This window comes from Microcoleus sp. Z1_B2 (assembly GCF_036700325.1).
Lineage (GTDB): Bacteria > Cyanobacteriota > Cyanobacteriia > Cyanobacteriales > Microcoleaceae > Microcoleus.
This window is the reverse complement of the sequence record NZ_JAUBOQ010000004.1, coordinates 42,548-64,197: the sequence shown is the minus strand read 5'-3', so window position 1 is coordinate 64,197 and position 21,650 is coordinate 42,548. Positions and strand designations below refer to the sequence as shown.

Here is a 21,650-nt window from a genome sequence, read left to right as displayed (position 1 = left end):
AAAGTTATTTTTTCATACCCTGATTAAGCAAGGCCATCTCTCGATATGCCCAATCGAGCGAGCCATAAAGATCAACATTTAGATCGAGCGCATTTTGAGCCGCCGCAAGGTAACTCGTTAGGCGACAATAATGCGCGATCGCGTCTAGCTCTGCCTGATGAGCCGCCCGGACTTGTGCGATCGAAAGTTCAGAATTGGCAGGAGTCGGCAGAATTGAGAAACGCATAGTTACTCACTTCAATAAAAATTTAGTTCCTTGTTTTGGGTCAAGGAGCTGACTCAAGGCTTGACCCAATCAGTTGAGCGACTCGAAAGGCAGAAGCGATCGCTCCTTCATGCAAGCCATCGCCAAGGTAGGCTCCCGCATGGTAGGTATTGTTCTCGCCATTGGTGGCAACTACTTCATCCCGATAGCGGAACGACTCAGTGGTGTAGAGTGGGGTGTGATGTTCCTGAGTGTGAATGATGCGATCGGGTGCAATCAACTCCTCTAGTTGGAACGATAAAAAATTATGCTGTGGCGACGAGATACCGCAAAGCTGATTTAGGCAGGCGTTATAGCCCCAGCGACTGTCTGGCTTTTGGAAGAAATCAAATTCTGAGGGTTGTGTAACGCCATGTCGGGCGTACATGGAAATATCTCTATGAACTAAGGTCGTTGCATAGTGGGCTTTCCAGCCGGAAAACTGTTTAGTTTCAGCGTCGGTCGGGTCAGCTAACAGCGCCATCACCTGGTCAGGGGGCGTAGCAAACACGACTTTATCAAACTCCTGAATTTCACCCGTCGAGCGCACAATTTTCACAGCATCCGAGCTTCTGGAAATACGGTCAATCTCTACATTCAGCAAAATCTCACCCTTAAAGCGTTCCAGGATTTTTTCAATGTAAGCATACACGCCGCCCTTAACCCTGACCCAGTTGACTGCGAGATAGTCGCGTAACATCGGAATCGCCAACTCTGCTGGAAAATCATCAATCAGTTCAAATGGGATTGAATAGCTATACATAACCAACAACTTTAGCCAGGTATCGCGGCTACCGGAGCCTGGCAAATATTCCGACAGCGGACGATTGGACAAATTTTGCAAGTTAGCAAATTTCGTTCTCAGCCATAATCCCGCAGAACGGGCATAGATGGTATCGAGGCGTAACTGTTCGATCAGCCCGTGGACACCTACAAAGTTCTTCTCGATCGTGACTGCCGATAGAAAGTGGCTGCCATCTTTAAGAAACATGGCTGAACCAATATCGACGGGTTCTAGTTCTACCCCTAGTTCTTGCATCAGCGCGATGAAGTTGTAAAAGACAGTCGGGAATTCGAGCACTCCACTTTCCAAAATTTCATCGCAATCGGACTGGTTCGGCTGCACGTTCTTGTTCAATGTCCGAATGTGCCCTCCTAACATGGGCTGCCGCTCAAACACGGTGACATGATGCCCTTCTTTATCAAGCAGGTAGGCTGTAGCCATGCCGCTAGCTCCGCCACCAATAACAGCGATTCTCATAATTGACCTCTAAGTTTATGAAATGGATAATGCGCGTAGGCGTAGTTCGTCGTAGACATCATCTGTTTAGTCGTCTAAAAGCACGTCGCCCGATAATCGTTGATAGAGCAATGCTCCCGTCCAAACTGTGCCAGCAAAGCCTGGATAGCCAGATGAGGCATTACAGAAATAGAACTGCTTGAGTGAGGTTTCATGATTCAGTCGCCCTAGACCCACATTGCGCGGTGTCAGAATGGAGCCGTAAGAATTCCCACTGGGACACCAGCAAAAGCGTTCATTGGTGGTCGGGCTGCCCGTAATATGGAAGACCATGTGCTTTCTAAAGTTCGGCACATAGTGTTTTTCCACAACATCCAGGATGGAATCCAAGATTTCTTGCTTCTTCTGGTTGTAAGCTTTGCGATCGCTCTCCCGCAATTGCTTGAAATAGCCGTAATTGGCAACTGTGAGAAATTCCACAATTTGGCAATCTTCTGGGCAATCTCGACTCGCTTCCGTCAGTAAAGTAGGCGTTGTGATCGCAAAACTAGGATTAGAAAAGTCATGGCGATCGTACATCTGTGCGAAGGATTCATTCAGGTCTTGATGCCCGCTATGGGCGAGGTTCCACTTGCCAAATCCATAGTCTCGCAGGTCGATATCCTTGACGACGCAATACGCCATGTAGTTAGATGCCGAATATTCATAGTTAAGTTTTCGACGCACAGTTTTGGAGAACTTTTCCTCACCGATCATCTTGGCGGCTCTTTGAGGGTCAATATTGCAAATCACCGTATCACCCGTAAATTCGGAGGTTTGATTATTGGTGAGATCCATTGCCTGAACTCCCGTAACCGTTCTGTCTGTGACTCTAAAATTCGTGATTTCATGGTTTAGCAACACCTCTCCCCCATGTGATTCAATCACCTTGACTAAGGAATTAATCACATCCTCAAAATGCTGGGTTGGGTAAAATGCACCTGCTTGATAGCCTCGGAACAATGCCACCCAAGCATAAAACGAGAGTTGATTTGGAGGTAATAAAAAATCAAGCCATTGCAGAGCCAATAGGGTTTGAGCGGCTTGGGGTAGCTGAAACTTGTCAAATACATCTTGAAGTGTGCTGTTGAGATGCTGGAAAGCACATAATGCTTCACTTGGGTGTTTGAGTAATTTAATCGGCTTAATTGGAGGAGCAATTATTTTCAAGCCTACGCCAGTCTTTTCTACTTCGTTAACGAATTGGCGAATGCGATCGCCATGTGCCGGAAATAGAGCCGATAATCGCTGGATCAGTTCTTCTGGCTCTGACGGAATATCAATCGCATACCCTGGCATTCGCATATGGTCAAAGCCGTCCGGGTCATAACGTTCAAAAGTTACTTCCTTATCCAAGCCCAGTTTTTTGAGCACTTGATTGACAGTTTGCCCTTCACCACAGTTCCAGACGTAGTGAAATTGAGCATTGAATGTATACTTTTTAGCCATTGTAAACGTATGCCCAAATCCCCCTGGATGCTCGTGAGCTTCGAGGATTTGCACAGTCTTGCCGGAGTTTGCCATCAAAGCACCAAAGGTCAATGCTGATAAACCACTGCCGATAATCAGGTAATCCGGTTTCATAAGAGAGTCCCTCGAACAATAAACATCTTTACAAGATCGCTGTAGCGCCTGTAGCCTCAGAATTAGACATCCAGTGAAAGGCTTTGAAATTGAAGTTAGAACCAATTACAGCGGGTTAACTAGCCTGATAGATGCCTGATTATTCCTTGACTCGATAATTTCTCATCATGCCAGCGTCTTCGTGCTCTAAGGTATGACAGTGGTATGTATATAAGCCGCTGTATTTCTCAAATTTCATGAGCAGCTTCACTCGCTCACCCGGCATTACCATTACAGTATCCTTCAAGCCCTCGTCTACATAGCCATCCTTGACAGTTTGCCATCCTGCGGCAAGTTCTGGCAGCACTTCCCGACTAATAACTTGAAACTGCACGCCGTGTAGATGGATAGGGTGCGCCATCCCCTTCGCATCCATCATGGCTCCGGGGTTGAGTTTATTGATAATCTCCCACTGTTCGATCGAATTTAGCTTTACGGTTTCTTGCGGTAATGCAGTATTCATTTCAAAGGGCTGCCCATTAATCACCCATTTCATACCTTTGAGAGAAAGCTCAATAGGTCGTGGCTGGGTGGCATTAACGGCATCTTCTGGACGCAATAGTGGTAGGGCTGCTAGTTGAGTGGGGAGTCGCAGAGTTTCTTTTTCTTTGCGCTCAATCTTGACGTTGAATAGCATCATCGCTGAACCAAGTTCCGGGGCATTGTCAGAACTCATCATGCCGCTCATGCTGCTACCTCCTACATTTTCTGCTCCTGAAAAAGCCAGACTATTTAGAGATACTTCTGTACCAACTTTCAACTTACTGAAATCTGCCCAAACATCAATCCGCTCACCTGGCGCTAACATGACATACTTTCGTTCGGTAGGTCGAGGCAGTAAGCTACCATCAGTGCCAATGATGGTCAGTGGATCGCCACTGCTCCACGCAAGCTTGTAGATACGTGAATTAGATCCATTTAAGAGGCGAAGGCGGTAGACTCGTGTCGCCGCAGAAAGTGTGAAGTTGGGCTTACCATTCACGAATATCTTTTGACCCAAAAAGCCCATCATGCTGCTCATGTCATTGCTGGATTGACCTGAGTTATCCTGTTGCATCCCACCCATGTTGCTATTACGGGGGGTACCTATTTTGCTGCCGAGATAGAGGAGTTGATTATTGGCATCTAAGGTACGATCTTGCAGCACAATCGGTATCTCATAAGCCCCGGTGGGTAGATTAAGGGTCGCTTCTTCTTGATCCGTCACTATAAATAGCCCCGCCAAGCCAGCATAGGCTTGCTGCCCTGTAAGCCCGTCTGGATGAGGATGAAACCAGTTCATACCTGCCCGATTAATCACCTCAAACTCGTAGATATAGGTCTGTCCTGGCTGAATCGCAAAGCGAGGATGTCCATCCATCTCCTCTGGTAAAATCAATCCATGCCAATGCACAATGCTGGCTTGCCCTTGAGGAAGGTTATTTTGGAAGTTGACCCGCACGCGCTGACCTTTGCGAACGCGAATAATGGGGCCTAAATAACTATCGGGAATGGTTTGTAAGCTGTTTGGGTCGCCCTTGACCAGTTGTGCTGCGTAAGACCAAACTTGGGTCATTTGTCCCGGCAAGATTGGAACCGTTGTCGGTGCAGCCTTCAGGTTGATTTCAATATCGGGAATAAATTTTGCATTCGGCCCACGGGCTACGGTGTTCCCCTGAGCCATTTCTGTGGTGGAAGATTGAGGCGAACAACTCGATAGCAGGCTGTGAATTCCGCTTCCGATGACAAGTCCGCCTGCAAATCCAGTCCCTCGAAGAAAGTTTCGGCGGGTTAGGGGATGTTGGTAAGTGGTTTTAATGGGCATATCGCTCTCATTTCTGAATACGTCAATAAGCTTGTCTTGTCCCTTCAGAACTTTGTTAAGCCACTTGGTAGCCAGCCGCCGTAATTACATCCTTGATTGCAGCTTCTGAGGCTTGAGTTTCCACTGATACAATCTTGGTTTTTGGATCGCCCTGAACGGTAGCTTTAGCATCGACTGTTCTAATCGCTTTAGTAATGGTGTTTACACAACCACCACAGGTCATATTGGGAACTTTTAATTGGAGTTTCATAATGTCAAATCCTTATTTTTGTGTGGTTCAGTCAAGAAAAACGTTTTGGACAATCAGCAATGCTTTTCTCCACTTTTCAACCAGTTCAGCTTCACTGTGCGGGCAGTAATCTGTACACTTATGCTTGTTGGGTGAGTACGAGTACCACAAAGCTAATAATAATTAGGAAGCCTGCATCCAGTTCAAGGATAGTTTCACTGACAGATTTGAGCCGCATAAAATAGATCAGGGGAAAGGCGATCGCCAAACACCAGATTTTTAGAAATATCATGATTTCTTAAAGCCGATACAAGCCATACTGGTGAAGCGAGCTAATCCTATTGGGAACGAGAAAAACTGAACGCGATTTAACCCGGCTTCACGTATCAGCGCTGAGAGTTTTTCCTGGGTGAAACATCGAGTGCCCCAATGCCACTGAATGAGTGAGCCGAGTAGTCCCGATCGAGTCACCACAAGAACTAATGGTGCGCCCGGACGCAAAACTCTGACCATTTCTTGTAATCCCTGTGCTGGATTCAGTAAATGTTCAAGCATATAGGCACTCATGACACCATCAAAAGAATGGTCTGCAAATGGCAACGTATTCACATCACTTTGACAGATTTGATGACGAATATTTGCCTGACTGAGTTGTTGATCGGCTATTTTGAGCATCTCCGATGAGACATCGACTCCAGTAATCTGTATTGTTGGATTAATAGTTTGAGCAAATGCCAGACTGAAGTCCGCTGTGCCAATACCACAATCACAAATGTTCAGGTTATCTTGCCAGTCAAGCAAAATATCAGCGTTTTTTAGCGATCGCCATAGCTCTCGATAAGCATGACGATAACCCAGAAGACGAACAAGTTGATGCCACCAGATGGCAGCTTTGTTATAGGTTTGAGACAGTTGTGTAGTTGTTGGATAAACTCGTTGAACTGAAACCTGCCACCATCCAACCGTCCATTCCATTGTGAAACCTCATTGATATGGAGTAATAATGCTAGTAGCTGCTGCTAATGTCTGGACACCCTTCTCACCGGGTGACATAATATGCACCAACATGAGGTTGGCTTGATTCGATTTTTCTTCCATTTGCTGTAAGTCTCTGACCTATGTGTGAGCGAGAGTAGGTTCAGTTTTTTCAGTTTTTATCGTGATGGGATGTTGCACACTCAAAACAGAACAGGGTGCATGGTGAAACACATAGTTACTGACGCTCCCCTGAATTAACTCTTTGACACCGGACAGTCCCCGATGCCCGATGACGATCAGATCCGCTTCCCAGTCTTGGGCGATCGCACAGATGGTTTCACCGGGGTTATCCACAAAGTCGCCAGTTTTTTGCATAGATTCTGCACCTACACCCGCTGCGATCGCCCGTTCACTAGAGGCTTGCAGTAACTTCAAGCCCATCTGTTTGTAGGTTTTCCAATGCTGTTCGTAGAACTGTACTTCTGTATTAAAATACTCAGGATTGTAACTTCCGCTGATAAGTCCTTCGATCTGGGGAAACCCTTTCTCCTGCATATGGATAATATGGAGCAGGAGCAAACTGCCTCCGGTCGTTTTTGCCTGAGCGATCGCGATTTCAACAACATGATCGGTCAGATCGGATTGATCGATCGCCACTAGAATTTTGTGAAACATAGAATCTCCTTTCAGAATGATAAGTGGTAACTTCGAGATTTCTTGGAGCTACGACTTACCCTGCTTCGGTTTTCGTAAGAACTGCCTGAAGTTGTGCCTCATCTTCGTGAGATAACGAAGTTCGTAGGACTTTTCCCTCAAATTTGCTCAAGTCGTCCAAAACCTTGTCAGGTGTAGACTTTCTCACCAAAACAAAAATGGCAGAGGTTCCAGGTTCGATCGTGTTGCCTAGTTCTTGAATGAAATTATCATCAATGCCGATATCCGTTAAGGCACCGGAAAGCGCACCCACTGCTGCACCCAAAATTCCCAGTATGGGTTCAAAAAACATCAAGCCGATTAACAGTCCCCAGAAGCCGCCACTTAACGCGCCACCGGTGACGAGTTCTTGAGTTTGTTTAATCTTGACTTTGCCATCTTTCTTTTTGACCACGATCGCTGCATCTTCTAGATCGATCAGATATTCCCGCTCCATTTTTCTGAGATCGAGCAACACTTCATCTGCCTTAAATTCATCAGGAAAGCCAATCACAATTAGATCACTCATATTTTTCTACCTGTTAAAATGAACACTCAGCTTTGAAAAGGAAAAAATTGCACGAAGATAATCACAGTTCCTAGTCCCCAAAAAAAGGTAGGAACACCATTGTTTTCTATCTCACCGGAAGCTTATTGTAGAGGCGAGCAACGAAAGCAGCGTACAGACCAGTACCCACAGACCAAACCACAAGACCTACAATAAAGCTTCCCCAGGTAATGCTTCGGGTAATACCAGATAAATTAGCGTGAAGAACATAGCTAAAGAATCCCATCGTTATCTCAGGTGCCACTGTTAGAAACAGAATGCAAATCAAATAAGCAATTCCTGTAATAATCGCTGTGGCAAGAAATAGCGATCGCACACTTAGCTTCAGCGCTGAATGACTACGTATACGGGTTTCTTCGTTCGGGTGAATACTATGGATCATGGTGAGACTCCTGTGAATGAGCTAGTTTTTTCTGAGTGTTGCGATGACCCCAGGGGACAAATGCAGGTGTCAGTGCGGCATAACGGGCATACTCCTCACCAAATTCTGCTAAGGCATCCCGTTCTTCTTGGTGAGCTAATCGGATATACATCGCGACCAAAATGGGGAACATGAGCAACGTCACGAGAGTAGGCCATTCCAGCAAAAAGCCCAACATGATGACAATGAAGCCGACATACTGCGGATGGCGAATGGTTGAATATGGCCCTGAAACCGCCAATGTATGACTTCGTTGAGCTTTGTAGAGAACTTCCCAAGCATTTCCTAAATAAATCAGTCCACCAAAAATTAGTACATTACTCAGAAGGTGAATCGGATTCCAATGAGGATCGCCTTTCCACCCCAGGAATGTCCACCACAGATGCCCAGCATCATGGGAAAAAATGTTCAATCCTGGATAGCGGGTTTGCAGCCAGCCTGAGAATAAGTAAAGCGTTAAGGGGAACCCATACATTTCTGTGAACAATGCCACAATGAATGCTGAGAACGCCCCGAACGATCGCCAATCTCTTGGGTTACGCGGCTTGGTGAAACTAAAGGCAAAGATAATAAATATCAGGGAATTAATAATCACTAATCCCCACAGTCCGTAAGCAGGAACGTTACTCATATCTCTCATGGTTCGATCTCCTTGAAATAGATTTATTTACAGAGTCCGAATAATTTCCTTCAGCGAGATTGGCTATTGCCACTGTTACCGCCTCCATGTCCCCCATGTGCTCCGTGCATAAATAGGTGCATGAATATACAGATGAACAGTAAAGAGAACGGTAAAAAGCCCGCTAAATGCGCCCAATGTTCTGTAATCAAAAAGTACGCAATAATCCCGATCGAGACATACAGCACAACCTTAATTGGCAAGCTGAGACGAGTTGGCTGACGATCGGGCTGGGACTGATTTGATGAACCATGTTGGTGCATAAAGACCTCCTTGTGAATAGAACAACTCGCGATTCCAGGCTTGTTACCATCCTTGCATCTGTGCGATTTCAGCGCTCTGAGATGTGATGATTGACTGAGCCAAAGTACGGATTTCTGGATGAGAAGCACGCTCAGATGCCATCTTCGCCATCTTCACCGCCATTTGATGATGGGGAATCATTTGTCGCACAAATTCTTTGTCAAAGTCCGGGGCTTTCTTGAGCGCGTCGAGGTCAGTTTTCATGCTCATCATGCCCTCACCCATCATGCCTGAGCCTGTGCCCTGCCCTTGGTTGTGGTGCTCTCCCATCATGCCCATGTCATTCATTGAAGGTGCAGGGACTTCTTTGCCGAACCACTGTTTGTACCAGCTACGCATCTCTTGAATTTCACGAGTTTGGTCTTTTTTAATCGCTTGGGCTAATTTTTTAACTTCTGGGCGTTTGGCGCGACTAAAAGCAAGATCAGCCATTGCGATCGCGTCTTGGTGATGAGGGATCATCATTTCGATAAAATGCTGATCGACTCGGACTGATCTGGGTTGTTGAGGATTTCTTGGTGCAGGTAATGACTGAACTTGTTCGCTGTTGATAAGGACAAATCCAGTAATAGCACCACTACTAAGTAACCCGACTAAGCTGTACACCAAAAACTTCTTATTCATAAACTTACCTTGGCTAAGGGATGATCACGTTCTTATACTTTTTAAACTACGCTTAGATTGTGAGAAACTTATGAGCGATGTAAAGCTAGAGAGAGAACTTTTTGCTTGTCCAGCTTTTGATGTAGGAACGGGCATTTTTTGCCAGCAACTTCGACAAAACCAGTGGATAGATCCACCTTGGATGTGTCGGAGAAGTTTATCGGAGCAATAAAAACAATTTTGCATGGCTCCATTTGATAAAACTCAGCTAAAGCGGGTACTGATTCTGCACTGATGGCTGTTGCGTAGGATAATGGTTGAGCGCGATCGCTCATGCAACAGCCAACGCGGTAAATAAATAGGTTTTATGCTGTTGCTTTAGCCATCTGACGGCAAGATTCAGCACAACGACGGCAGGCTTGAGCGCACTTTTTACACTGATCGTGGTCGTGCTTCTCACACTCAGTCGCACAGCGATCGCACGCTTCTGCACAAACCGCACACATTTGAGCGTGCAGGTCAGAATTACGAGCCATGAACCGAGCGCAGAGAGCACAGGTATCAGCGCAATCGCGGCATAGCTGAATACATTGAGCCATCATCTGCACCATGTCACTGGTTAAGCAAGCGGTTCCGCATTGCTCACACTCACGAAGACAGTCGAGGCAATTCTGAATGCAGGTTTCTAGCAGAGATTGATGAGATTTAGTAGTAGTAGTAGTCATGGTTTTAAGCTCCTAAAGAATCAACACAACGAAGAACGGATTGTTATGCCCTTCACCTTGGTTAGGGGATGACTAAGTTCTTATATCTCTCAAGCTACGCTCAGACTATGAGAAACCTATGAGCGATTCAAGGTTTACGTCTTTAGGAAGATTTTTCCAGCTTTTTGGCGATGAGCAATTCATTTCATCCTGATTTCATTCTTTCCCATCATTATTGGAGGATTCCGCTCACCTGACACCGCAACCAGCCTGTAAAGGAGTTAGACTGATGAAAATTTTGGTGGTAGAAGATGATGAGGCAATTGCCGACCTACTTACTTGCATTCTCTCCAACCAAAATTACGTGGTTGAAGTTGCTAACGATGGTGAGGCAGCTTGGGAACTGATTGTTGTTTATAACTATGATTTACTGCTGATAGATATTACGCTCCCTCGTTTAGACGGAATAAGTCTCTGTCGTAGAGTCAGAGCGCACGACTATAAAATGCCAATTCTGGTGGTAACAGGGCGAGGCAGTGGTCACGATCAAGCGATCGGGCTAGATGCAGGTGCCGATGGGTACATGGTGAAACCGCTCGATCAGGAGTTATTGATTGCTCGAATTCGAGCCTTGCTGCGTCGCACAGGCACGACTTTTCAATCTGTGCTGGAGAAGGGTAATTTGCGGCTCGACCCAACAAGTCGTGAAGTTACTTACGCAGGGCAACTTCTATCCTTGAGTCCCAAGGAGTTTTCGATCCTAGAGTTCTTTTTGCGGAATGGTCGTCAAGTCTTTACCTACAGCGTAATTTTGGATCAAATCTGGGCGTATGGAGAGACTCCTAGCGAAGATGCCGTGAGAACTCATATTAAGGGGCTACGGCAGAAATTTAGAGGGGTCGGCGCTCCCACAGATTTGATTGAAACGGTTTATGGACTGGGTTATCGGCTTAAACCAATCGCTGATTCAACCAAGACGGCTCAACTCACGTCTAATGAAGCGACTCAACCGATTCAACAACAAACCCTCAGCGCCTTATCCAAGCGTCAAGAAATTGATCCCGCCTCAAACGACTTAACTACAGAACGAATCGAGCCGGAAGAGTCTCTGTTTGTGGATGAGCGTCCTTTGTTATTGATCGTCGATCCCGATCGCCAACTGGCCCAACAGTTGATAAATGAAGCGGTGGACTGGGGATTTCGGAGCGCGATCGCAACGACACTTTCCGAAGCCGAAACGAAAATTGAGCAGGATGCGCCTACCGTTGTGCTACTCGATCCCGATATTACTCATCCCACAACAGAGAGTTTAAGGCTGCTGGCAAAGCTCAGTCATCAAACTCCTTCTGTGCCAGTTCTAGTTTTAACCAGTCACGATCAATTAACCGATCGCCTAGAAGTTGCCCAACTCGGCGGACATAGTTTTTTACACAAACCCTTGCCCCCGGCTCAAGTGCTGAAAGCGATCGCACAAGCGGCACAACAAGCAGAGACAGCAAAGCAACGGGTGATGGTCGTTGATGCTGAGCCCCAGATTCTTGCAACTCTGAAGGAGTTCCTAGAACCCTGGGGATTGAGCGTAACAACGCTCAACGCTCCTCAACGATTTTGGGAAACGTTGAAATCATGCTCACCGGATCTGCTAATTTTAGATGTGAAAATGCCTGGTGTGAGCGGCGTGGAGCTTTGCAAAATTATCCGCAACAATTCGCGCTGGGGGCGCTTGCCGATCATTTTTTTGACGGCGCATACCGATGCTGCGATCGTCAATCAAATGTTTTCAGTGGGTGCAGATGACTTTGTGAGCAAGCCGATCGTAGGGCCAGAATTGGTCAGTCGCATCATCAATCGCCTAGAACGGATCAAACTCCTTCAGAATGCTGCTGAGACAGATTATTTAACCAAACTCTCTAACCGCAATAAGTCAACCCAAGACTTAAACAAATACCTTCAACTTGCAAATCAACAGGAGCAGCCGCTCTGTCTAGCAGTTCTGGACTTAGACAATCTCAAACAGATCAACGATCGTCACGGGTACAATACTGGCGACATGGTGATGCGTCAGTGGGGACAATTGCTCCGGCAAACTTTTAGGCAAAATGCAGTCGTTGCTCGCTGGGAGAGCGATGAATTTGTGGTTGCCTTATCTAGCATGATTAAGGCAGATGGTATTCAAAGACTCACTCAATTATTAGCAACGCTCCACCACAGAAAATTCGTTGCTCCCGAGCAAACTCAATTTCGGATCACATTTAGCGCTGGAATTGCTCAATATCCAGATAATGGAACGGATTTGCCTTCTCTTTATCAAGCCGCATCCGAAGCCTTGCATCAGTCTAAAGTTGCTGGGTGTGCTTGTATTTTTTCTGCGGGAGACTCTAGGGCTATTCTCCAATAAACGAAGTCTTAATTCATTATTAACATTCTCAAACTCAAACTTTTCTTAACTCCTCATAAGTTCCTCAGATTGTTTTATTACAGTCAAAGTGGGTATGCAAGGACTGTTGCATACAATCACCTCCGATCGCGCGCATTCTGGCATTGGGGAAGGTTTTGTATATCAGAGAGTTTTAGTAGCGATCGATGATTTTGAAATTAGCAGTGGAGAACAGTAATGTTAGATATCGATGAAATGGGACAAAAAGAAATACACGAACTGCTACATAAAGTAGGATATGGACACCTCGGCTGCATAGGCGAAGGGTATCCATATATTGTGCCTATGCACTATTACCTTAAAGACTCAGAAATATATATCTTCACAACGGTGGGAATGAAGACTGAGTATATGGATGCAAATCCAAAAGTTTGCTTACAGATCGAAGAAGTTCACGATCTGGTGCACTGGCGCAGCGTTGTTGTGAATGGTCGCGCTGAACGCCTCACTGAGCAGCAAGATATTGATCGGGTGATGCAATTTGTCAAAACGCAGAATCCAACACTTTCGCCTGCGATCAATCGAACCTGGATCGATGCTTGGGGACGAGCAGAGGTGATTGCAATCTACCGCATTCACGAGAATGAAATGAGCGGACGCACGACTGATGGAGTTAGCAGTCAGTGAAATCGAAAAATTTGGACAAACTTATTTTAGAAGGCTGATTTTAATTCGGCGATCGCCTCTCTAAAATTTCGCCCTAGCTTCCTTCTCTGTAAATCTGCCAACCAGGGCATCACATTAAATTAGGAGGATTAATTTATGAACCACGATCGCCATCAACATGGACAAACCCAACCCAAGCCAGGACACGCTGGGCACCACGAACACAAACAGCAACTTGAAAGGAATCTACCTGACCCACACAGCAATCATAGTGCTCACGGTAAACAGCCTAATCACGCTCAACACGCAGGTCACGACAAACACGCTGGACACAGCCCAGAGATTTTCAAACGACGCTTCTTTATTTGCCTCTTACTAACGCTGCCCGTTCTCTATTTTGCGCCCATGTTTCAGGATTGGTTTAGTTATGAAGCCATCCAGTTTTCAGGTGCGAATTGGGTGATTCCCATTTTCTCAACGATTATTTATTTCTATGGTGGCTGGGTTTTTCTGAAGGGAGCTTACTACGAACTCCGCAGTAAAATTGGCATGATGACTCTGGTTGCTCTAGCAATCACCGTGGCGTTTGTCTACAGTGTGGCAGTGACTCTTGGATTGGCGGGAGATTCTTTCTACTGGGAACTGGCCACCTTAGTCGATATCATGCTGCTCGGTCACTGGATGGAAATGGCTTCTGTGCTGGGAGCCAGCAATGCTCTACAAGAACTTGCCAAGTTAGTACCTTCTGTCGCTCACAAGAAGCAGGCGAATGGGCAGATAGAAGATGTCCAAGTAAGCGCATTAGTTGAGGGCGATCTAATTCTGATTCGTCCCGGTGAACAAGTCCCAATTGATGGTGAGGTCATCGAGGGTACTTCCAACGTCAACGAAGCTTTTCTCACTGGGGAGTCGCGCCCGGTGGTCAAAAAAGCCAACGATGAAGCGATCGCCGGAGCAGTCAATGGAGAAGGCGCTTTGACAATCAAAGTCACTCGCACCGGAGATAAAACAACCTTGAGCCAAATTATGCGCCTAGTTGAGGAAGCGCAGGCATCTAAAAGTAAATTTCAAACACTAGCCGATCGACTGGCCTATTGGCTAACTTATACAGCGATCGCGATCGCTACGCTAGCGTTCATCATTTGGCTATCTGTTAAACCAGATGGTTTAACATTTGCAATTAATCGCGCCGTTACTGTATTGGTGATTGCTTGTCCTCATGCGTTAGGTTTAGCGATCCCCTTAGTGCTGGTCAACGCAACTGCAATGTCCGCTAAAAACGGCATTCTGGTACGAAATCGAGAAGCGTTTGAACGAGCAAAAGACATTAAAACAATCGCATTTGATAAGACGGGGACATTGACAACCGGACATTTTGGCGTGCAACGAATTTATACAGATAGTATAGATGAGTTAAAAGCTTTGGGCATTTCTGCTTCTCTCGAATCTTTATCAGAACACCCGCTTGGACAATCGATCGTAGAAGAAGCCAGCCATCGCAAAATCGAGCTTTCAAAAGCCAGTGACTTCAAAGCAGTTCCCGGTCAGGGCGTTGAAGGCGTGGTAAACGGTCAGCGCTATCGGGTTGGCAGACCCGAATGGGTTCAAGAGTTGAAATTGCAGTTTCCGCCAGCATTGCAAAAAGGACTACAAGAACGTGAATCTCGTGGTGAAAGTGCGATCGTGCTGATGGACGACAAGCAAGTTCTCGCCCTATTCGGGTTAGCCGATCAAGTGCGCGAATCTGCACGAGAAGCGGTTGTAAAATTACAGGAAATGGACGTGCAGGTGGTCATGATTACAGGCGATGCCGAAGCCGTTGCCAAGGCGGTTGCTGGGGATTTGAAGATCGATCGCTACTATGCTCGTGTCCTACCACAGGATAAAGCTGCATTGATTCGTAAGCTCAAAGCTGAGAAGCCAACCGCCTTTGTGGGCGATGGAATCAATGATGCACCGGCTTTAACCGAGTCGGATTTAGGACTGGCGATCGGCGCTGGAACCAATGTGGCGATCGAGTCGGCTGATTTAATCTTGGTTAAAAGCGATCCGCTTGATGCAACCTACGCGCTTAAACTTGCGAAAGCGACCTACAACAAAATGACTCAGAACTTGCTTTGGGCAACTGGGTACAACGTCGTTGCAATTCCTTTAGCGGCAGGAATTGGGGCTCCCTTCGGCATTCTATTAACGCCAGCATTGGGAGCAATATTGATGAGCGTTTCGACGGTCGTTGTTTCAGTTAATGCAATGTTGTTACGTCGCGTTCGTTTGAATGATTAATTGCATATATTGGAGGAGTAAGGGTTTGTGTCCAAGAAAATCGTCCAAATTCTAGCGGCACCAGAAACCAACCTGTTTCTCTTTGCCTTTTTGCTCAATTTTGTTTACGAAGTTTGGCAGGCTCCCTATTACGAGTTCTACCGAAGTCCCTCTTTAGCCGACAAAATCAAAGATTTGACTCACTGCTCCTTCGGCGATGGGGTCATCATTCTATTTAGTAGTTGGGCGGTGAGTGTGTTAGTTCGTTCGCGGAATTGGGTGCTTTATCCCACCTCGAAGCTGGCGTTCCTGTTTACCAGTATTGGGTTGGTGATTACTCTGGTAATAGAAACCTATCGAGTTAATGTTTCTAAAGTCTATGGGGTTCCGGTGCTGGCAGTACCCATTCTAGGGATGAGTTTACTGGCCGTAATTCAGTGGATCGTTTTACCACCATTCATCCTTTATCTGGCTCGCCGTCATATGTTGGGTTATCTCGAAAAGCGGAGCTAATTAATCGACATGGACAAGGAATTTAATGCCTATCTGTTGGGTGGTGGTATCGGCTCTTTAGCAGCCGCAGCCTTCATAATTCGCGACGGCGGACTCCCTGGCAGAAATATTTTTATCCTAGAAGTAAAGCCCATCTTGGGCGGGAGTTTGGATGGAGCCGGGAACCCTGTAGACGGTTATTCGATGCGGGGGGGACGGATGTTGACGACTGACAATTATGAATGCACTTGGGATCTTTACAAGTCCATCCCCTCCCTAAGTTCGCCCGGTAAAACAGTGTTTGACGAAACTATGGAGTTTAATGAACGGCATAAGTCAAATTCTATGGCGCGTCTCGTTGACAGCCGCCGAGCAAAAGTCCCTGTGAGTTCAATGGGCTTTTCCATGCAAGATCGTCAAGAGTTGCTGAAGCTTAGCCAAGCTGATGAAGACGAATTGGCTGCTAGTCGTATCACTGATTGGCTTTCTCCAGAATTCTTCAAGACTGAATTCTGGTTTATGTGGGCAACTACATTCGCCTTCCAGCCGTGGCACAGTGCCGTTGAATTCAACCGTTACTTGCATCGCTTCATGCTCGAATTCTCTCGGATTGAAACCCTTGCTGGGGTGAAGCGAACCATTTACAATCAGTACGATTCATTGGTTCGTCCACTTCAGAGTTGGCTCGCAGATCAAGGTGTCAATTTCATCGTCGATTGCAAGGTCACAGATCTCGATCGCAACACCGAAGAAGGCAAGTTTGTGGTGACAGGCATTCATTATCAGCAGAAGGGTGAAAGTAAAGCGATCGCGCTTAAAGACGGCGACCTGGTTTTTCTGCAAAACGGATCGATGACTGATGCCTCAAGTTTGGGTTCTATGACAAGTGCGCCCAAGAAGCTGACCAAACAGGACAGCGACAGTTGGAATTTGTGGGAAAAGCTGGCGGCAGAACGCCCAGATTTCGGTAATCCTTCTGCTTTTAACAACAGCATTGCCGAGTCACTGTGGGAGTCTTTTACAGTCACACTAAAAACCCCTGCATTCTTCAACAAAATGCTTGAATTTAGCAGCAATCAACCGGGAACTGGTGGGCTTGTCACGTTTAAAGACTCCAACTGGCTGATGTCCATCGTGCTCGCCTATCAACCCCACTTTATAAATCAACCTGTTGATATACAGGTCTTCTGGGGATACGCTCTTTTCCCCGATCGCGTGGGTGATTTTGTGCCCAAGCCGATGAGCGAGTGTAACGGTGAAGAAATTCTGCGAGAACTCTGCGGTCATCTACGATTCGATCTGGATACTGTGGAATCGGCAAACTGCATTCCTTGCAGGATGCCGTACATCACAAGTATGTTTATGCCTCGTTTAGGCACGGATCGACCGTTGCCGATTCCTCGCAGCTCGAAGAACCTTGCTTTCATCAGCCAGTTTGTCGAAATTCCTGATGATGTTGTCTTCACGGTTGAGTATTCGGTGCGAGTTGCTCAAATGGCAGTTTATGAATTTTTAGGTATTAACCGCCAAATCCCGCCCGTTTCGCCTCATGATAAGTCACTGCGAGTGCAGTTTGAGGCTTTAATCAAAGCGTTTAAATGAGTTTTGTAACTTCCCAGAAAAGTTGATTCATACCGTCAATCAGCAACGCCGTTTTTTCATTATCTTTACCAAAATTTCTGTTCTATTATCTTAAACTCTTTAGTCGAGTAGAGAGTCAAGTAGAGAAGTCAACATCATTCTTCAGGCATATTTACTCGAATTTCTGAATTTAGGCCTTGACTCTCTAGTCTGGTGGAGAGTTTAGTATGGACTTAGTTCTAAGAAATTAATCACTCAATTGAGGATAAAGATGAGTATGCTCACACTTGCTAAAACAGTAATCGGTGGAACTATAGCTGGCTTAACGTTGTTAGCTTTGACAGCTAATCCCTCGTTTGCAGACACTCACAACCCGACTGCTAGCCCAACTACAGCTTCTAGCTCTACCAATGAAGCACCCGTAGCTCAAGAGCGTCTTACTCCAACAATAGCGCAAACCAATCAGGCTCCGCAGCAGCCTACTGAAGGCGGATGTAGCTGTTGCAAGAATATGATGAACAATATGCCTGGTATGAACAATATGCCTGGGATGAGAGGAAATCAAAGCAACCCCTCCAGATAGACAGTTATTGCGATCGCCATGCGATCGCCTTTTGGGAAATATTTAGGATGCTGTGAAAAGAACTAACAGACAAGGCGTTCTTTGGAATCAGAAAAACGGTGTCGCCCTAACAGTTTTACTGCTCTGTTTACTGCTTTGTTGGTGGTTGCAGCATCCTAATATAAATCTATTCACCCCAGAAGGCTTCAAACAAGCAGTCAAGAATCTAAGAATTTTTGTCGCGGTTCAGGTGTTAGCCACCGTCGCGGCAATTTCTTTGTTCCGCTCTGAGGTTCCAAAGCGGGAGTTTAGTCAGTAACCCTGAACCTGAATTTTTCTCACTAACTCAAGCTTGATGCCAGACGTGAGGTAGTGTTGTGCCTGAATCATCAATGCTGATGTTTCTGCATCCAACCCAGCATTAAGCCAGTTCCCATTAGTAAAACACCAGCAAAGCTATAAGGGGCGCTTACCTGCCATGCAAACAGAACGCCCCCTAACATCGATCCCCCAACTTGTCCGAGGCTATTAGCGGCATTTTGAATTCCTAACACCGTTCCCGTGTGTTGACCGCCCCGTTTTGAAATCAAAGCAGCTACATTTGGGGTAATCAATGCCATACCGAATGCCAATATAGCGACAACTCCCAGCACAATGGGAAGCGATCGCGCCATTAGTAGCAGGAAAATGCCGCTTCCCATGAGTGCAAATCCCAGAGCAACTTGGGCGATCTCATTCATATATCGAGACAAAAAGCTCACTGCAATGATTTGAAAGACTGCCATCACTGAGCCACACATCATAAATACAAAGCCTGTTTGGACGGGCCCGTATCCCAATATTTCTTGAGCATATAATGCAAAAACGGCTTCAAACATCGTGAGTCCAAACTGGGCGATCGTGGCTAAACCCAACAGCAGTAATAGTGGTTTACCCAGCCTTTTCCAATCTAGTGCTGGCTGACGAGGGACTACAGTTGCGGATCTCGATGGTAACGATTCTGGCAACCAGCGGAGAGCGACTAGCAGCGTTAAGAACATCAAACCCGCAGCTAGAAAAAAGGGAGGAGCATAATTTTCAATTTTGAGATCGAAAAAACCGAGGGTAAAATGTAAGTCTTCACGAGTTGTCAAACCACCAAAAGCTGGTCCAGCAATTGCTCCAAGACTCACTGCTGTACCGAGCCAAGCCATTCCTTGGGTGCGATCGCGCTCAGTCGTTACATCCGAAACATAAGCGGCAGCAGCAGGCAGCATCGCAGCGGCTAGAACCCCACCGACTGCTCGAGCAACATAAAGCATTGCGAGGGAAGAGGCAAACCCAAATAGTAGTTGAGCGATCGCGGAACCGGCAATTCCGATCAAAATTAAGGGTCGCCTGCCGACTCGATCTGACAATTGCCCCCAAAACGGTGCTGTAATTAACTGAGCGAAGGCGTAAATGCTGGTTAATAAGGTAATGTGAATGGCGATCGTCTCACGCGGAACAACTGCTATATGTAAATGTTGGGCGTAGAAAGGAAGTACAGGCAGGCTTACTCCGAAGCCAATCATGACTACAAATAAGCAAACAAGAAGTAAGAAGAGCTTTTTAATCATAAAATCAGGTGAGGGGTTTTATTTGTATTGGGTTGGTGATTACTCTGGTAATCGAAACCTATCGAGTTAATGGTTTCTAGGCGTTGCTCATTCATGGTATGAATCAACTTTTCGCTTGATGTTACAAAACTCACCCTACTTAGCTTATACCCATTCCGAAATCTTGAATTTATACCTGTATTCAGCAACGCCAGGCTGAATCTCATTAACTACCAATAGTCACACAAACCTGGGATAATTTAAACAAACGGCTCAGATGGTAAGCCAAAGAAGCGAAAACAGCAATGGCAAGCTACAGAGAATGGAACCAAGCATTAGTGTCTTACTTTACCAGTGGCGTACCGCGCGGTACTAAACTTTACGTAAGCGTTGACGACGATGTACTCGAGCGTATTGGTCTAGAATTTGGAAAGGATACGGGCGTCAACAACGGTCGCGATGACTTTTTGATTGCCGTAAGGAAAAGAGTCATCATTGACCAACAAGTTAATTTGAGCAACTTGCGAGGGTGTGATTCTGACGGTTTACCCAAAAGTATTGCCTTTCTCAGTGCCACAGTCCTAGCCGCCTATCAGATGGCTGAGGAAGAAAAAATATCAGAACTAAACTACTTCCGGCGATTGCAGAAAATTTTAGGTCTGTCCGACGCTCGTCGTCCACCGGGCATGGAATCTGGTTCCGCTGCTGAAGAACCGCTATGGAAAGAATGGAATCTTTGGCTAAGGCAACAGGGATTTTTACCTTCAGCAGTTCGGGGTCGCGGTGGTCCAACTACCTATATAAATTATCCAATTTCGCAATCTCTTCTACGCCACGCTGATAAAAACCGACTTCTAGATATATTTAACGAAAAGCAATGGACAGCCCAATGGGATGCCCAAACTTTATTTACTCATGTCCGCCGCGAGACGCCGAGGCTTTGCCAACACTTAAAAGAGTTACTGACGGACAACAGGCAGCGCTATGAAGCCGTTGCCGAAGCAATTCACGAAGTTTACGAACAATGGCAAAATGAGGGGAAACCAGTAACACTAAAACAAGGAGTACGCACCTGGAGCCGCTACCTTTTTGCAGGTTTATATCGCACTGAAGATCCATTCTTGGGCCAGATTGATTACTATCTCTACCCGAAACAGCTAAAAGGGCGACCAGTAGAATCGGTACAAGTTCAGTACAGAGATAACGTTCACCAGCTTCGGGACGAACGCGCTGGATGGTATTTCCCTCTAAAAAATCCAATAAATATGAATGAATTGGATCGCGGTGCAAGATACCAAATTAGTTGTTCTACAGACCTGGATTCCCTAATTTTGCCCGAGCGTAACTTTTGGATATTAATTCCAGATCCCGATAACCCAGATTCAGGAGCCTATGCTTCTTGGGGAACGCCATCCCTCGGTACGCCATTTATCCTACTCTACAAAAAAGAACTGCTCTCAGATATTCAACGGTTGCAAGATGAGCAGCTATTGAAATGGCAGGGTGGAGCACAACCAGTATTTAAAAATTCTACCTGGTTTGAAATTCACACCTGCATGGTTGTTTCCCAAGCTTGGGATGCAGTCTTTATCAAAAGTCAAGAACTTAAAGATGCTTTGCAACCCAGTGTCCGTTTATCTATTAGCTTTTCAGGTGGTTTGCGCGTACCTCAATTGGGTGCATGGCTAGAGGGACATAGCCCTCTAGTAACTATCTTTGGTTTCCATCCCACAGTTGAGTTACAAGTAACTCGATTATCGGATGATTCCCAAATTTGGGAAAAGTTACAGCAAAGTACAAATATTCCCATTGTAGTTAACTTTCCTAGTGTAGGTGACTATCTCGTAAAAGCTACTTGTGGAGGTGAATCTAGCGAGCGCTTTGTCAGAATTGTTGATTGGAGTGGTCTGTCAATAGTAGAACCATCAAGTTGTGAAGTGATGCCGATCGGTTCAAGTCATAATATTTGTGGCAGCGTCCTTCAGTCATTGGCTCAATAAAGTTA

General features: G+C 46.0%; 25 protein-coding genes. 9 read left to right on the top strand and 16 right to left on the bottom strand.

The features are described 5' to 3' along the window. Positions 1-4: 4 nt before the first annotated feature. The 15 genes from QT984_RS03255 to QT984_RS03190 all read right to left on the bottom strand — a co-directional run bounded on the left by QT984_RS03255 (position 5) and on the right by QT984_RS03190 (position 10,149). On the bottom strand, positions 5-226 hold the full coding sequence (locus tag QT984_RS03255; RefSeq protein WP_333142780.1) for a hypothetical protein: 222 nt from the start codon (positions 224-226) through the stop codon (positions 5-7). 40 nt (positions 227-266) lie between these two features. Further along, a complete protein-coding gene (locus QT984_RS03250; protein ID WP_333142781.1) occupies positions 267-1,505 on the bottom strand; it encodes an FAD-dependent oxidoreductase in 1,239 nt (412 codons plus the stop codon). Positions 1,506-1,571: 66 nt separating this feature from the next. After that, the gene (locus QT984_RS03245; RefSeq protein ID WP_333142782.1) at positions 1,572-3,107 is read right to left on the bottom strand and encodes an NAD(P)/FAD-dependent oxidoreductase; all 1,536 of its coding nucleotides are present in this window, start codon (positions 3,105-3,107) and stop codon (positions 1,572-1,574) included. Positions 3,108-3,246: 139 nt separating this feature from the next. Continuing rightward, positions 3,247-4,950 (bottom strand): multicopper oxidase domain-containing protein, encoded by a 1,704-nt coding sequence (locus tag QT984_RS03240; RefSeq protein WP_333142783.1) that lies wholly within the window; start codon positions 4,948-4,950, stop codon positions 3,247-3,249. 55 nt (positions 4,951-5,005) lie between these two features. Continuing rightward, on the bottom strand, positions 5,006-5,200 hold the full coding sequence (locus QT984_RS03235; RefSeq protein ID WP_333142784.1) for a heavy-metal-associated domain-containing protein: 195 nt from the start codon (positions 5,198-5,200) through the stop codon (positions 5,006-5,008). Between the two features lie 118 nt (positions 5,201-5,318). Beyond that, on the bottom strand, positions 5,319-5,471 hold the full coding sequence (locus tag QT984_RS03230) for a hypothetical protein (protein WP_333142785.1): 153 nt from the start codon (positions 5,469-5,471) through the stop codon (positions 5,319-5,321). Further along, complete coding sequence (locus tag QT984_RS03225) at positions 5,468-6,154, bottom strand: methyltransferase domain-containing protein (RefSeq protein WP_333142786.1); 687 nt, start codon at positions 6,152-6,154, stop codon at positions 5,468-5,470. Before QT984_RS03225 ends, QT984_RS03230 begins: the two co-directional genes overlap by 4 nt. Before the next feature lie 141 nt (positions 6,155-6,295). Beyond that, positions 6,296-6,832, bottom strand: coding sequence for a universal stress protein (locus QT984_RS03220; RefSeq protein ID WP_333142787.1), 537 nt, complete (start codon positions 6,830-6,832; stop codon positions 6,296-6,298). Between the two features lie 55 nt (positions 6,833-6,887). Then, complete coding sequence (locus QT984_RS03215; protein WP_333142788.1) at positions 6,888-7,379, bottom strand: DUF1269 domain-containing protein; 492 nt, start codon at positions 7,377-7,379, stop codon at positions 6,888-6,890. 106 nt (positions 7,380-7,485) lie between these two features. Further along, the gene (locus QT984_RS29715) at positions 7,486-7,800 is read right to left on the bottom strand and encodes a DUF5676 family membrane protein (RefSeq protein ID WP_445251356.1); all 315 of its coding nucleotides are present in this window, start codon (positions 7,798-7,800) and stop codon (positions 7,486-7,488) included. Then, positions 7,790-8,479: an isoprenylcysteine carboxylmethyltransferase family protein gene (locus QT984_RS03210; RefSeq protein ID WP_333142789.1), complete on the bottom strand. Its 690-nt coding sequence runs from the start codon at positions 8,477-8,479 to the stop codon at positions 7,790-7,792. Before QT984_RS03210 ends, QT984_RS29715 begins: the two co-directional genes overlap by 11 nt. A gap of 50 nt (positions 8,480-8,529) precedes the next feature. Further along, positions 8,530-8,781 (bottom strand): DUF2933 domain-containing protein, encoded by a 252-nt coding sequence (locus QT984_RS03205; protein WP_333142790.1) that lies wholly within the window; start codon positions 8,779-8,781, stop codon positions 8,530-8,532. Positions 8,782-8,824: 43 nt separating this feature from the next. Continuing rightward, complete coding sequence (locus QT984_RS03200) at positions 8,825-9,445, bottom strand: DUF305 domain-containing protein (protein WP_333142791.1); 621 nt, start codon at positions 9,443-9,445, stop codon at positions 8,825-8,827. A gap of 68 nt (positions 9,446-9,513) precedes the next feature. Further along, positions 9,514-9,759: a hypothetical protein gene (locus tag QT984_RS03195; protein ID WP_333142792.1), complete on the bottom strand. Its 246-nt coding sequence runs from the start codon at positions 9,757-9,759 to the stop codon at positions 9,514-9,516. Between the two features lie 30 nt (positions 9,760-9,789). Then, on the bottom strand, positions 9,790-10,149 hold the full coding sequence (locus QT984_RS03190; protein ID WP_333142793.1) for a four-helix bundle copper-binding protein: 360 nt from the start codon (positions 10,147-10,149) through the stop codon (positions 9,790-9,792). A 268-nt stretch (positions 10,150-10,417) separates the two neighbouring features. On the opposite strand from QT984_RS03190, the gene QT984_RS03185 reads away from it, so the two are divergent. From QT984_RS03185 to QT984_RS03150, 8 genes are all read left to right on the top strand, one after another. Continuing rightward, positions 10,418-12,526: a response regulator gene (locus QT984_RS03185; protein ID WP_333373145.1), complete on the top strand. Its 2,109-nt coding sequence runs from the start codon at positions 10,418-10,420 to the stop codon at positions 12,524-12,526. A gap of 94 nt (positions 12,527-12,620) precedes the next feature. Then, positions 12,621-12,743 (top strand): hypothetical protein, encoded by a 123-nt coding sequence (locus tag QT984_RS03180; protein WP_333151715.1) that lies wholly within the window; start codon positions 12,621-12,623, stop codon positions 12,741-12,743. Continuing rightward, positions 12,743-13,192: a pyridoxamine 5'-phosphate oxidase family protein gene (locus QT984_RS03175; protein WP_333142796.1), complete on the top strand. Its 450-nt coding sequence runs from the start codon at positions 12,743-12,745 to the stop codon at positions 13,190-13,192. Before QT984_RS03180 ends, QT984_RS03175 begins: the two co-directional genes overlap by 1 nt. Positions 13,193-13,327: 135 nt before the next feature. After that, the gene (locus tag QT984_RS03170) at positions 13,328-15,454 is read left to right on the top strand and encodes a heavy metal translocating P-type ATPase (protein WP_333373142.1); all 2,127 of its coding nucleotides are present in this window, start codon (positions 13,328-13,330) and stop codon (positions 15,452-15,454) included. Positions 15,455-15,481: 27 nt separating this feature from the next. Continuing rightward, positions 15,482-15,946 (top strand): hypothetical protein, encoded by a 465-nt coding sequence (locus QT984_RS03165; protein WP_333142798.1) that lies wholly within the window; start codon positions 15,482-15,484, stop codon positions 15,944-15,946. A 9-nt stretch (positions 15,947-15,955) separates the two neighbouring features. Beyond that, the gene (locus QT984_RS03160; protein WP_333142799.1) at positions 15,956-17,527 is read left to right on the top strand and encodes an oleate hydratase; all 1,572 of its coding nucleotides are present in this window, start codon (positions 15,956-15,958) and stop codon (positions 17,525-17,527) included. Between the two features lie 250 nt (positions 17,528-17,777). Continuing rightward, positions 17,778-18,089, top strand: a complete 312-nt coding sequence (locus QT984_RS03155) for a hypothetical protein (RefSeq protein WP_333142800.1) — start codon at positions 17,778-17,780, stop codon at positions 18,087-18,089. Between the two features lie 52 nt (positions 18,090-18,141). Beyond that, a complete protein-coding gene (locus QT984_RS03150; protein WP_333142801.1) occupies positions 18,142-18,387 on the top strand; it encodes a hypothetical protein in 246 nt (81 codons plus the stop codon). A 70-nt stretch (positions 18,388-18,457) separates the two neighbouring features. Here the strand turns inward: QT984_RS03150 and QT984_RS03145 are convergent, their stop codons facing one another. Next, positions 18,458-19,666: an MFS transporter gene (locus QT984_RS03145; RefSeq protein WP_333142802.1), complete on the bottom strand. Its 1,209-nt coding sequence runs from the start codon at positions 19,664-19,666 to the stop codon at positions 18,458-18,460. A gap of 284 nt (positions 19,667-19,950) precedes the next feature. On the opposite strand from QT984_RS03145, the gene QT984_RS03140 reads away from it, so the two are divergent. After that, on the top strand, positions 19,951-21,645 hold the full coding sequence (locus QT984_RS03140) for a hypothetical protein (RefSeq protein WP_333142803.1): 1,695 nt from the start codon (positions 19,951-19,953) through the stop codon (positions 21,643-21,645). Positions 21,646-21,650 lie beyond the last annotated feature (5 nt).